The sequence below is a fragment of the Klebsiella planticola genome, from assembly GCF_000783935.2.
GTDB classification, from domain to species: Bacteria; Pseudomonadota; Gammaproteobacteria; order Enterobacterales; family Enterobacteriaceae; genus Klebsiella; species Klebsiella planticola.
Genome location: NZ_CP026047.1, coordinates 3,362,276 through 3,374,737, shown reverse-complemented (window position 1 = coordinate 3,374,737; position 12,462 = coordinate 3,362,276). Strand labels below are relative to the sequence as shown.

Annotated in this window: 12 protein-coding genes, 5 tRNA genes and 1 other RNA gene; 2 read left to right on the top strand and 16 right to left on the bottom strand. The window is 53.7% G+C overall.

Going from position 1 to position 12,462, the window contains the following annotated elements:
• Nucleotides 1-101: 101 nt before the first annotated feature.
• Complete coding sequence (gene gpmA / locus MC50_RS16305; RefSeq protein WP_004859709.1) at nt 102-854, top strand: 2,3-diphosphoglycerate-dependent phosphoglycerate mutase; 753 nt, start codon at nt 102-104, stop codon at nt 852-854.
• 95 nt (nt 855-949) lie between these two features.
• On the opposite strand, the gene aroG is transcribed toward gpmA, so the two are convergent.
• The gene (aroG, locus tag MC50_RS16300) at nt 950-2,002 is read right to left on the bottom strand and encodes a 3-deoxy-7-phosphoheptulonate synthase AroG (RefSeq protein WP_004859708.1); all 1,053 of its coding nucleotides are present in this window, start codon (nt 2,000-2,002) and stop codon (nt 950-952) included.
• Nucleotides 2,003-2,410: 408 nt separating this feature from the next.
• Here aroG and zitB point away from each other — a divergent pair, with 408 nt between their 5' ends.
• Nucleotides 2,411-3,349, top strand: coding sequence for a CDF family zinc transporter ZitB (gene zitB, locus MC50_RS16295; protein ID WP_047664394.1), 939 nt, complete (start codon nt 2,411-2,413; stop codon nt 3,347-3,349).
• Here zitB and pnuC read toward each other — a convergent pair.
• The 15 genes from pnuC to ybgC all read right to left on the bottom strand — a co-directional run bounded on the left by pnuC (nt 3,346) and on the right by ybgC (nt 12,315).
• Nucleotides 3,346-4,065: a nicotinamide riboside transporter PnuC gene (pnuC, locus tag MC50_RS16290; RefSeq protein ID WP_032688787.1), complete on the bottom strand. Its 720-nt coding sequence runs from the start codon at nt 4,063-4,065 to the stop codon at nt 3,346-3,348. The two genes, zitB and pnuC, sit on opposite strands and share 4 nt — an antisense overlap.
• 36 nt (nt 4,066-4,101) lie before the next feature.
• Nucleotides 4,102-5,145 carry a quinolinate synthase NadA gene (gene nadA, locus MC50_RS16285; protein ID WP_047664392.1) on the bottom strand — a complete coding sequence of 348 codons (1,044 nt, stop codon included), beginning with the start codon at nt 5,143-5,145 and terminating at the stop codon, nt 4,102-4,104.
• Nucleotides 5,146-5,448: 303 nt separating this feature from the next.
• A non-coding RNA gene (locus MC50_RS16280) (RtT sRNA) lies at nt 5,449-5,582 on the bottom strand.
• 22 nt (nt 5,583-5,604) lie between these two features.
• Nucleotides 5,605-5,680 (bottom strand) — tRNA-Lys (locus tag MC50_RS16275).
• A gap of 128 nt (nt 5,681-5,808) precedes the next feature.
• Nucleotides 5,809-5,884: transfer RNA gene (locus MC50_RS16270), tRNA-Lys, on the bottom strand.
• A 142-nt stretch (nt 5,885-6,026) separates the two neighbouring features.
• Nucleotides 6,027-6,102, bottom strand: a tRNA-Lys gene (locus MC50_RS16265).
• Between the two features lie 3 nt (nt 6,103-6,105).
• Nucleotides 6,106-6,181, bottom strand: a tRNA-Val gene (locus MC50_RS16260).
• Nucleotides 6,182-6,318: 137 nt separating this feature from the next.
• Nucleotides 6,319-6,394: transfer RNA gene (locus tag MC50_RS16255), tRNA-Lys, on the bottom strand.
• A gap of 162 nt (nt 6,395-6,556) precedes the next feature.
• A complete protein-coding gene (cpoB, locus tag MC50_RS16250) occupies nt 6,557-7,345 on the bottom strand; it encodes a cell division protein CpoB (RefSeq protein WP_032688789.1) in 789 nt (262 codons plus the stop codon).
• A gap of 9 nt (nt 7,346-7,354) precedes the next feature.
• A complete protein-coding gene (pal, locus tag MC50_RS16245; protein WP_004859700.1) occupies nt 7,355-7,879 on the bottom strand; it encodes a peptidoglycan-associated lipoprotein Pal in 525 nt (174 codons plus the stop codon).
• Nucleotides 7,880-7,913: 34 nt separating this feature from the next.
• Complete coding sequence (gene tolB, locus MC50_RS16240; RefSeq protein ID WP_047664390.1) at nt 7,914-9,206, bottom strand: Tol-Pal system beta propeller repeat protein TolB; 1,293 nt, start codon at nt 9,204-9,206, stop codon at nt 7,914-7,916.
• Between the two features lie 130 nt (nt 9,207-9,336).
• Nucleotides 9,337-10,686, bottom strand: coding sequence for a cell envelope integrity protein TolA (gene tolA, locus MC50_RS16235; protein ID WP_047664387.1), 1,350 nt, complete (start codon nt 10,684-10,686; stop codon nt 9,337-9,339).
• A gap of 103 nt (nt 10,687-10,789) precedes the next feature.
• The gene (gene tolR / locus MC50_RS16230; RefSeq protein ID WP_032688791.1) at nt 10,790-11,218 is read right to left on the bottom strand and encodes a colicin uptake protein TolR; all 429 of its coding nucleotides are present in this window, start codon (nt 11,216-11,218) and stop codon (nt 10,790-10,792) included.
• A 3-nt stretch (nt 11,219-11,221) separates the two neighbouring features.
• Entirely contained in the window at nt 11,222-11,914 is a 693-nt protein-coding gene (gene tolQ / locus MC50_RS16225) for a Tol-Pal system protein TolQ (protein ID WP_004859692.1), read from the bottom strand.
• A complete protein-coding gene (ybgC, locus tag MC50_RS16220; protein ID WP_004859689.1) occupies nt 11,911-12,315 on the bottom strand; it encodes a tol-pal system-associated acyl-CoA thioesterase in 405 nt (134 codons plus the stop codon). The genes tolQ and ybgC overlap by 4 nt, the downstream gene beginning before the upstream one ends.
• Nucleotides 12,316-12,462: the final 147 nt, after the last annotated feature.

The window sequence follows — 12,462 nt, the reverse complement described above, 5'->3', positions numbered from 1 at the left end:
CACTATTTTCGCTATGGTTAGGGATAAGCGTTGCCGTGACTCAAATTGCGGCAATATAATGAGAATTGTTATTATTCAAACAAAGCTTGAGGAGTAAGTGTATGGCTGTAACTAAGCTGGTACTGGTCCGTCATGGCGAAAGCCAATGGAACAATGAAAACCGTTTCACCGGTTGGTACGACGTCGATCTGTCCGAGAAAGGCGTAGGTGAAGCAAAAGCGGCAGGCAAACTGCTGAAAGACGAAGGCTTCAGCTTCGATTTTGCTTATACCTCTGTGCTGAAACGTGCCATCCATACTCTGTGGAACGTCCTGGATGAACTGGATCAGGCCTGGCTGCCGGTTGAGAAATCCTGGAAACTGAACGAGCGTCACTACGGGGCATTGCAGGGTCTGAACAAAGCTGAAACCGCTGAGAAGTACGGTGATGAGCAGGTTAAACAGTGGCGCCGTGGCTTTGCCATTACTCCGCCGGAGCTGACCAAAGACGACGAGCGCTACCCGGGCCACGATCCGCGTTATGCAAAACTGACCGATAAAGAGCTGCCGGTCACCGAAAGCCTGGCGCTGACCATCGAGCGCGTTGTGCCTTACTGGAACGAAACCATTCTGCCGCGTCTGAAAAGCGGTGAGCGCGTGATTATTGCCGCTCACGGTAACTCCCTGCGTGCACTGGTGAAGTACCTGGACAATATGGGCGAAGACGAAATCCTTGAACTGAACATCCCGACCGGCGTACCGCTGGTTTATGAGTTCGACGAAAACTTCAAACCGATCAAACACTACTATCTGGGCAATGCGGATGAAATCGCCGCAAAAGCCGCCGCGGTAGCAAACCAGGGTAAAGCGAAATAATTTTCGCCAGCCATAAAAAAAGCGTGGATTCGTCCACGCTTTTTTATTGGCTCTGAATCCCGGCGTCGCGACGCTCTGCCGGGCCAGGCTGCGGATTAACCGCGACGGGCTTTTACCGCATCCGCCAGCTGGCGCAGGATGGTATCGGTATCTTCCCAGCCGATACAGGCATCGGTGATGCTTTTGCCATAGGCCAGCGGCACGCCGCTCTCCAGACTCTGGCTACCTTCCACCAGATGGCTTTCAATCATCACGCCCATAATCGCCTGCTCGCCGCTGGCAATCTGCCGGCAAACATCGGCACCCACTTCCATCTGTTTTTTAAACTGCTTGCTGGAGTTTGCGTGGCTGAAATCAATCATGATCTGCGCCGGCAGGCCCGCTTTCGCCAGCCCAACCTTCACTTCAGCAACGTGCTTCGCACTGTAGTTCGGCTCTTTGCCACCGCGCAGAATGATATGACAGTCGCTGTTGCCACTGGTATTCACAATCGCCGAATGGCCCCATTTGGTCACTGACAGGAAGCAGTGCGGTGCGCCAGCGGCGTTGATCGCGTCAATAGCCACTTTTATTGTCCCGTCGGTCCCGTTTTTAAAACCTACCGGACAAGAAAGGCCAGATGAAAGCTCGCGATGCACCTGGGATTCGGTGGTGCGCGCGCCGATGGCGCCCCAGCTCATCAGGTCAGCAACGTACTGCGGGGTGATCATATCAAGGAATTCACCCGCCGCAGGCAGCCCGCTGTCGTTAATCTCCAGCAGCAGCTTACGCGCAATGCGCAGGCCGTCGTTGATGCGGAAGCTGTTATCCATATGCGGGTCGTTGATTAACCCCTTCCAGCCAACGGTGGTACGCGGTTTTTCAAAGTAAACGCGCATCACCACTTCCAGCTCGCCCTTCAGCTCTTCACGAAGCGTCAGCAGGCGCTCAGCATACTCTTTCGCTGCGGCAGGATCGTGGATAGAACACGGGCCAATCACCACCAGCAGACGATCGTCGTTGCCTTTAAGGATCTGATGGATCGCTTTACGAGCGTGCGCCACGGTGTTAGCAGCATTTTCGGTCGCGGGGAACTTTTCCAGGAGTGCAACGGGAGGTAATAATTCGTTGATCTCTTTAATACGTAAATCGTCGTTCTGATAATTCATTTTCTTTCCAGCGTTGCCATACTTAATCAATTGTGTGCAATGCTTTCAATCTAACTCGCCGCCAGAAAAGTGTAAACAGACTTTTACAGTCGCAAGGGTAATTCACTGATTAAATAGATAAAAACAATACAAACCATAAGAACAGTAAAAAATAAAGCCCCAATAATAGTCATAAAACCCACAAATCAATCATATATAAATATTATGTATCGCCATAAAAGGGAAATAGCTCGACATTACTCCACCTCCCCGCGTTTTCACCCTATTGTTGCCTCATTTGCGGCTTGTTGAAGATAAATGCCGCGGCACCTTGCCCTATCGACATTGGCTAATGGAACAGACGCCCGATTGTGGTTAATCTGTAATAAGGTCAGAGACTAATTGATAAAATAATGACAGGATTCTGTAATGGCCCATGCTCACACTCCGTCAGAAACCACCGATCGCGGTAACGAAAAGCGCCTGTTGCAGGCTTTTATCGTCACCGCCGGCTTTATGCTTGTTGAAGCCATCGGCGGCGTCGTTTCAGGCTCGCTGGCCCTGCTGGCTGATGCCGGTCACATGCTCACCGATTCAGCCGCTCTGTTATTCGCTCTACTCGCGGTCCGCTTCGCCAGCCGTCCCCCCAACACCCGCCACACGTTCGGCTGGCTGCGCCTGACCACCCTGGCGGCCTTCGTCAACGCCATTGCGCTGGTTGTCATCACGATTCTGATTGTCTGGGAAGTGATTCAACGCTTTAACCATCCTCAGCCCGTTGCCGGTACCACAATGATGGTGATTGCCGTTGCCGGGCTACTGGCGAACATACTGGCATTCTGGATCCTGCACCGCGGCAGTGAAGCAAGCAATCTTAACGTCCGCGCGGCCGCCTTACACGTTCTGGGCGACCTGCTGGGTTCGGTCGGGGCGATCATTGCCGCTATCGTGATTCTCACCACCGGCTGGACGCCAATTGACCCGATTTTGTCGGTGCTGGTTTCATGTCTGGTACTGCGTAGCGCCTGGCGGCTGTTGCAGGAAAGTTTGAACGAACTGTTGGAAGGAGCGCCGCGGTCGTTAGATGTCGAGGGGTTAAAGCGCGATTTACGCCGTTCGGTGGCGGAAGTCCGCGACGTGCATCACGTCCACGTCTGGCTGGTTGGCGAAAAAACGGTCATGACGCTGCATGTTCAGGTTGTCCCGCCGCACGATCACGATGCCTTGCTGAATCGCATCCAGGCCTTTTTACAGCATAAATATAATATCGGGCATGTGACCGTGCAGATGGAGTACCAGCCCTGTAACGGCCCGGAATGCCGTCTCAACATGACGCACGCCGGGCACGACCATCATCACCACCATTAGCGAGAAAACGCGTGAGAACCTCGCTCACGCGCGCTGTTGATCCACATCCGACTGCCGTTAAGAGCAATAAAGGTCAAAAGCAGATATTCCAGCGACATCGCATAGACTCCCTGAAGGGCAAAAATCACCACGCTGATGACGTTGATGATCACCCAAAGCAGCCAGTTTTCGACATATTTGCGGGTCATCAGAATCATGGCGGCGATCGACAGCACCATCATGCAGGAGTCCCAGAACGGGAAGGCATCCGGCTGCAGTTCCGGCATCGTCACCCGCAGTCCCAGGCTCTGCATCAGCGTGACCGCGATCCGCGTCAGGAAGGCGAAGACCGGATTAATGAAGACCGTCATCAGCGCAATTGCCACAATACAAGCCGTCAGCCAGCCCAGCGCCTTCGGCAATGGCAACCACCGAATACGCAGTTCGGCTTCATGGCTGCTGGTTTGCCGGGACCAGGCGTACCAGCCATAAACGTTGGCGGCAAAGAAAAAGACCTGCAGCAGCAGGCTGGCATAGAGCTGAATCTGAAAGAAAATAATGGCAAACAAGGTGACGTTGACCAGCCCAAACGCATAGTTGCTGATCTTTTCCAGACTCGCCAGCCAGATACACAGCAGCCCGGCAAGCGTGCCGACCGCCTCGATCCATGATAAGTCGTATCCGCCGGCACCGATGGGTATATGCACCAGGATATTCTGCGTACTAAAAAAATCCATATTTTCCCCGCACTGTATTGATTGCGTAATTAACCACTATCCCCGAAGTGTAGCCGCAAAATCCAGCATTCTGTTCAGCGGGACTAATGCGCCGGTACGCAGCTGCGCATCGACCTTAATTTCGTGTTCGGGTCCACCGTTTTCCAGTCCCTCTGCAATCGCTTGCAGGCCGTTCATCGCCATCCACGGGCAGTGGGCACAGCTACGACAGGTTGCCCCCTCTCCCGCCGTCGGTGCTTCCAGCAGCTCTTTTTCCGGTACCGCCTGCTGCATTTTGTAGAAGATCCCGCGATCGGTGGCGACAATGAGCTGGCGCGCCGGGAGCGTTTTAGCCGCAGCAATCAGCTGGCTGGTAGACCCTACCGCATCCGCCATATCTACAATGGACTGCGGTGATTCAGGATGCACCAGAATGGCGGCACCGGGATAGAGGGCTTTCATCCGCGTTAACGCCTGGGTTTTAAACTCATCGTGGACAATACAGGCGCCCTGCCAGCACAAAACATCTGCGCCGGTTTGCCGCTGTACGTACCGGCCTAAGTGACGGTCGGGTGCCCAGAGAATTTTTTCCCCGAGGCTGTCGAGATGCTCAATAAGCTCAACGGCAATACTGGAGGTCACAACCCAATCGGCGCGCGCTTTGACCGCCGCTGAGGTGTTGGCATAAACGACGACGGTACGATCCGGGTGGGCATCGCAAAACGCATTAAACTCCTCAATCGGGCAGCCCAGATCCAGAGAGCACTCGGCATTCAGCGTTGGCATCAGGATGGTCTTTTCCGGACTGAGAATTTTTGCCGTTTCCCCCATGAAGCGTACTCCGGCCACCAGTAACGTCGAAGCGGAATGGCGGGCGCCGAAACGGGCCATTTCCAGAGAATCAGCGATACAGCCGCCGGTCTCTTCGGCCAGTTGCTGAATTTCAGGGTCGGTATAGTAATGAGCCACCATCACCGCATCGCGCTCGCGCAGCAGACGTTTAATCTTTTCACGGTAAAAGTGCTTTTCATCGCGACTTAATGGCAATGGTTTCGGCGGGAAAGGATAAATCGCCGTTTCAGGGTCAAACATTACGCTCATCTTGCAATCTCGTTTTACTGGCTTAACTCAAATACCGTTAATATGCCTTCAGACGGCATAGCGGCGGTCATGATGTTTTATATGCTAAACAAGATAGCGGATTGTACAGAAAATGTCGTGTGGAATTTATTGTCGTCTGAAGGCAAAAAAAGGGGATTAATATTTATGGAGGAAAAACAACAGATAGCAAAAAGGCGCCCTTTTACATTGGTGGGTCGTGCAGGATGACTCGCCTTCGCTCGCCCTGTGGGGCATTGCTACGCAACGTTATCCTCACGTTTAACATTAACTTCAATGGTAAAGTGGTGGGCCGTGCAGGATAACTCGCTTTGCTCGCTCTTCGGGCCGTCGCCGCGAGCGGCTCCGTTGTCTCGCTTTGCTCGACTCGAACCTGCCGCAGGTTCGAATCGTTACATTCTGCGCATAGCAAAAAGGCGCCTTTAGGGCGCCTTTTTACATTGGTGGGTCGTGCAGGATTCGAACCTGCGACCAATTGATTAAAAGTCAACTGCTCTACCAACTGAGCTAACGACCCCTTGCGGGACTTCATACTTTCAATATTCAGAATACCGGATTGTGCAGGATCACTCGCTTTCGCTTGCCCTGTGGGCCGTTGCTACGCAACGTTATCCTTCACGTTTAACATTAACTTTAATGTTAAAGTGGTGGGTCGTGCAGGATTCGAACCTGCGACCAATTGATTAAAAGTCAACTGCTCTACCAACTGAGCTAACGACCCGCTCGGGTACTACCTGAATTTTTTCACTCTTCACCAACGTTAACCCGGTGGGTCGTGCAGGATGACTCGCTTTCGCTCGCCCTGTGGGCCGTTGCTACGCAACGTTATCCTTCACGTTCAACATCTGAGTTCGATGTTAAATTGGTGGGTCGTGCAGGATTCGAACCTGCGACCAATTGATTAAAAGTCAACTGCTCTACCAACTGAGCTAACGACCCGAGTGGTGGGTGATGACGGGATCGAACCGCCGACCCCCTCCTTGTAAGGGAGGTGCTCTCCCAGCTGAGCTAATCACCCGATACTACGCTGGATACTACATCTGACTAAAGTCAGCGGTGGGTAGTGGAGGATGACTCGCTTTCGCTTGCCCTATGGGCCGTTGCTGACGCAACGCTATCCTTCACGTTTTACTACCGTTCCACCCTGGTAGTTAGTGGTGGGTCGTGCAGGATTCGAACCTGCGACCAATTGATTAAAAGTCAACTGCTCTACCAACTGAGCTAACGACCCACTTTTTTCGTCGCTTCAGGCTTGTTCGATATCCCGTGGCAACGGCGGCATATATTACTGATTTAAGAATTCAGCGCAACAAGTATTTCGATAAAAAACATCTGACTGCTTAGGATTCACGCGACAAGACCAGAAATAATGCGATTTCTGGTCATGCCATAATCACCCAAGGGCATTAAGACGTTTCTGAGCCTGTTTCGCGCCATCGGTGCCAGGAAATTTACTGACGACCTGTTGGTAAACAGCCTTCGCCTTCGCGGTATCACCTTTATCCTGCATAATCACGCCGACCTTAAACATGGCATCAGGCGCTTTCGGGGATTTAGGGTAATTCTTCACCACGGAAGCAAAATAGTAAGCGGCATCATCTTTTTTCCCCTTATTGTAATTCAACTGACCGAGCCAGTAGTTCGCGTTCGGCTGATAGGTTGAATCCGGGTACTTTTTGACGAAATTCTGAAATGCTGCCAGCGCGTCATCCTGGCGGGAGGGATCCTTCACCAGCGCAATAGCCGCATTGTAGTCAGTATTGGCATCTCCGGTCGAGGCAGGAGCGCCAGAAGTGGCCGCTGGCGCCGCGGTAGCCGCCGCACCCTGATCGCCTGCCGAAGACGATGGCTGTGCACCTGCCGCCGCCCCACCGCTGCTCAGACCGTCGATCTGTAACAGAATTTGCTTCTGGCGTTCAACAACCTGATTGAGCTGATACTGGCTTTCCTGAATCTGGCCGCGCAGGGAATCAATATCATTCTGGTTATCGGAGAGCTGTTGCTGAAGTTGGGTTAAAAGCTGACTGTGAGCGTTAGAAATACGCTCGAGTTGAGTGACGCGGTCTTCGACCGAGCCTGAGCCGACACTACTGATTGGCGCCTGAGCAAAAGCGGCCCAGGGGGCCGCTATGCCAACCAGTAACGACAGACTCAACAGATGATGTCTGAAGTTACTGCTCATGCAATTCTCTTAGTAAACCAGTACGGCGCGACGGTTTTTAGCGTAAGCCGCTTCGTCGTGACCCAGTACTGCAGGTTTTTCTTTACCGTAAGAAACGATGGAGATCTGGTCAGCAGAAACACCTTTGCCCTGCAGATACATCTTAACGGCGTTAGCACGACGCTCACCCAGAGCGATGTTGTATTCCGGAGTACCGCGCTCATCCGCGTGACCTTCAACAGTCACTTTATAGGATGGGTTGCTACGCAGGAAGTTAGCGTGCGCATCCAGCATTGCAGCGAAGTCAGAACGGATATCGTACTTGTCGAGATCGAAGTACACGATGTTGTTCTGCTGCAGCTGCTGCATTTGCAGACGAGCTTGCTCTTCGGAAGACATGTTGCCGCCGTTAGCGTTAGCATCCATACCAGTGCCGGCACCCAGCATGCCTTCACCGCTCTGGTCGTTGCTGGCGTTCTTGTTAGAAGAACACGCCGCGATTGCCATAACCGGCAGAGCGATCATCAGCCCTTTCAGCACTTTGTTCAGTTGCATTTCTTTGATTCCTTTAATAATCAATTATTTATTATCACAGATACGGAGACCAGGCAGGGAATTTTACCTGTCCATCAGTCGCCGGAAGACGCGCTTTGAAACGCCCATCTGTAGAAACCAGATTCAGCACGGATCCCATCCCCTGAGAAGAGCTGTAGATTACCATAGTGCCGTTAGGTGCCAGACTTGGCGTTTCATCCAGGAACGTTGACGACAGAACTTGTACGCCACCCGCTACCAGATCTTGTTTGGCAATGTGCTGCTGACCGTTGGCCGAGCTGACCATTACCATAAATTTACCGTCACTGCTGACATCCGCATCCTGGTTCTGAGAACCTTCCCAGGAGATACGCTGCGGAGTACCGCCGCCGACGCTGAATTTATACACCTGCGGACGACCGGCCTGGTCAGAAGTAAAGGCCAGATTCTGACTATCCGGGAACCAGCTTGGTTCGGTGTTGTTGCTGCGACCATTGGTCACCTGACGAATCTGACCCGAGCCCAGATCCATCACATACAGGTTCAGGCTACCGGTTTTCGACAATGCGAACGCCAGTTTACTGCCATCCGGCGAGAAGGCCGGAGCCCCGTTATGCTGCGGGAAGGAAGCAATCTGACGCACCGCGCCATTTGCCAGAGTCTGAACCACCAGCGCAGAACGGCCGCTTTCGAAGGTCACGTAAGCCAGTTTAGAACCATCCGGAGACCATGCCGGAGACATCAGCGGCTGTGGTGAACGGTGGACCACAAACTGGTTATAACCATCGTAGTCGGAGACGCGCAGTTCATACGGGAACTGGCCGCCGTTAGTCTGCACAACGTAGGCAATACGGGTACGGAAGGCGCCCTTAATAGAGGTCAGCTTCTCGAATACCGCATCGCTGGCGGTGTGAGCCGCATAGCGCAGGTACTGTTTAGTCACCTTATAAGAGTTCTGCGCCAGAATCGTCCCCGGAGCACCGCCGGTATCAACCAGCTGGTAAGCCACGTTGTACGATCCGTCAGGGTTCCCGGTCACCTGACCGACAACCACCGCATCAATACCCAGCGCAGACCACGCCGCAGGTTGAACCTCTTGTGCCGTCCCCGGTTGCTGAGGCAGACGCGAGCGATCCAGTGGGTTGAACTTACCGCTGTTACGCAAGTCAGCCGCTACGACACCGCCAATATCTTCAGGCGCAGCACCCGGCCCTGCCCACTGGAACGGTACAACACCGATCGGGCGCGCCGAGTCCACCCCCTGGGTGATCTCGATACGTACTTCTGCGTGCAGCACCGCCGCCCACAGCATTAAAAAACCAAACGCTACTCGTAATGCCTGCTTCATCATATCTCCCTTATCCGGACGGAAAGCCCACGATAATTTAGCAGAATGTTAACAAACTCAAATACACAAAACTACCAAAACCCGGCCTCAGCCCTGGATTGTGTTTCCCCCGCTCGCGCGGGGAAACACATCACTGCGGTTTGAAGTCCAGTGGCGCATTTTTGAACGTCTCATACACAGCCTGAGAAGGCGGTTTCGGGAACTTGCTCATCCGGCTGGTTGCCGCCAGCATCTGCTGACAGAAAGCAGGATCGCCCCCCTCCGACTTCACGCTCAATAACGTCCCGTCCTGAGCCAGGTTCACGCGTAACGTACATGTTTTACCTTTGTACGTGTCCCAGTCATAGAGATGCCCTTTAATCGCCGCCTGAACCTGCGAAATATAACTGGCAATCTCAGCCTGAGACGCGCCCCCCTGCCCCGGTTTACTTCCTTTAGCAGGAGATGAGCCTCCATTGCTACCGCTGGTGCTACCTTTAGGCGCATTCTTACCTGAACTCAGATCGCCGAGCAGGTCGTCAACGCCATCCGCATCTTTCGCTGCCGCGGCTTTTTTCGCGGCGGCGGCTTTGGCTGCGGCGGCCTTAGCGGCAGCAGCCTTGGCGGCTTTATCGGCTGCGGCTTTTTCCGCTGCAGCGGCTTTCGCTGCGGCAGCTTTTTCCGCTTTCTCCGCGGCGGCTTTCTCTGCTGCGGCGGCCTTTTCTGCTGCCGCTTTTTCAGAGGCTGCTTTTTGCGCCGCTGCTTTTTCTGCTGCTTTCTCAGCGGCTTTTTCCGCAGCAGCTTTCTCAGCCGCTGCCTGCTTCGCGGCTTCCTGCTGGGCTTTCTTCTCAGCCTGCTGCTGCGCTTTCTTCGCTGCCTCGGCTTCGGCTTTCTTCTGGGCATCCGCCGCTGCTTTCGCCGCTTCGGCTTCCGCCTGTTTCTTCGCATCGGCTGCGGCTTTCGCTGCCGCAGCTTCCGCCGCTTTAGCCTGCGCATCTGCCTTCGCTTTCGCGTCAGCAGCGGCTTTTGCTGCCGCTTCCTGTGCTTCTTTCGCCTGAGAATCCGCTTTGGCTTTCGCCGCTGCCGCCGCTTTCGCCGCCGCTTTCGCCGCCGCTTCTTCAGCCTGCTTCTGCTCTTCCTTCGCTTGCTTAGCTGCTTCCTGCGCCTGCAGACGATCCTGCTCAAGCTGCTTCAGACGCTCCTGCTCGGCGGCCTGCTTTTCACGCAGTTCTTCAGCCTGCTGCTGAGCCTGCTTTTCGCGCTGCTCGGCGGCGCGGCGCGAGCTGGCCTGCTGCTGCTGTTGGCGGTTGTAATTATTCACCACCGCCCCAGGATCAACCATCACCGCATCAATGGAAGAACCTCCGCCGCCACCGGCTGAGGCATCCAGATGCTCATCGAACGAACTCCAGATCAGCAGCGCGATCAGAATGATGTGCAGCGCGACTGAAACTATGATCGCTCGTTTAAGCTTGTCGTTTTGTTCGGTTGCCTTTGACACTATCGGTTCCCAAAAACTGTTCGCCTGTCCCCGCTACTCTCGCCGGCCACGAGTCTGTTATTCTCGCAGCCAGCGGTCCGGCGGGCGCACATATCCGAAGCGATTAAATAGGCTTGGTCATTAAGCCAACCGATTTAACCCCTGCGCTATGCAACAGGTTAAGCGCTTTAATAATTTCATCGTAAGGTACGTCTTTCGCACCGCCGATCAGGAACACCGTTTTCTCGTTCGCTTCGAGGCGGCGTTTCGCTTCGGCAACAACCTGCTCTGGCGGCAGCTGCGACAGCGTCTCCGGACCCACTTTTACGCTGTACTGCCCGACTCCGGAAACTTCAACAATCACCGGCGGCTCATCATTACTTTTGACCGCTTGTGATTCCGTCGCATCCGGCAGGTCGACCTCTACGCTCTGCGTAATGATCGGCGCGGTCGCCATAAAGATCAGCAACAGCACCAACAAGACATCCAGCAGCGGAACGATGTTGATCTCGGACTTCAGTTCGCGACGTCCGCGTCCACGTGCTCTGGCCATGGCTTACCCCTTATTGCTTTCGCTGCTGGTAAACGCCTGACGGTGCAGAATCGCGGTGAACTCTTCCATAAAGTTGTCATAGTTCAGTTCAAGTTTGTTCACACGCTGGTTCAAACGGTTGTAGGCCATAACCGCCGGTATTGCCGCAAACAGACCGATTGCCGTGGCGATCAGCGCTTCTGCGATACCCGGAGCAACCATCTGCAGAGTAGCCTGTTTCACCGCACCGAGTGCGATAAAAGCGTGCATGATCCCCCAGACGGTACCGAACAGACCGATATACGGGCTGATGGAACCTACGGTTCCAAGGAACGGAATGTGCGTTTCCAGCGTCTCGATCTCACGGTTCATCGAGATGCGCATGGCGCGCGACGCCCCTTCAACCACCGCTTCTGGCGCATGGCTGTTTGCGCGATGCAGACGAGCAAACTCTTTGAAACCGCTGTAGAAAATTTGTTCCGACCCCACCAGGTTATCGCGACGCCCCTGGCTCTCCTGATACAGGCGAGAAAGCTCAATGCCCGACCAGAACTTGTCTTCAAAGGCTTCCGCCTCGCGGCTTGCCGTGTTGAGGATGCGCGTTCTCTGAATAATAATGGCCCAGGAAGCGATAGAAAAACCAATCAAAATCAACATGATAAGTTTAACCAGAAGGCTCGCCTTCAGGAACAAATCAAGGATATTCATGTCAGTCACTGCTTAAACTCCGCGACAATAGACTTGGGAAGCGCACGAGGCTTCATTAAGAGTGGATCAACGCACACAATGAGAACCTCAGCTTCGTTCAAAACTGTATTCTCTGCGTTGACGATTCGCTGCGTGAAAACCAAAGAGGTACCTCTCATCGAGGTGATTTCCGTCTGGATTTCGAGCATGTCGTCGAGTCTGGCGGGCGCAAAATATTCCAGCGTCATTTTGCGAACCACGAAGGCAACTCGCTCAGCCAGCAAAACCTGCTGACTGAAGTGGTGGTGGCGCAGCATCTCTGTGCGTGCTCTTTCATAAAAAGCGACGTAACTGGCGTGGTAAACCACACCACCGGCATCGGTATCTTCATAGTAGACACGAACCGGCCATCGAAACAGCGTTGTATTCACTTTACATCCCGGTAATGCAAAAAAAGATTAGTGCTTTCAAACTTCGCTACTATACGCGCGGGGAACGTGGTTTGGAATGGGGGAAAGTAAACAGCGAGTAAATTTTTATGGGCTTATGCAAGCCCATGAGGTTAACAGAGTTCTCTT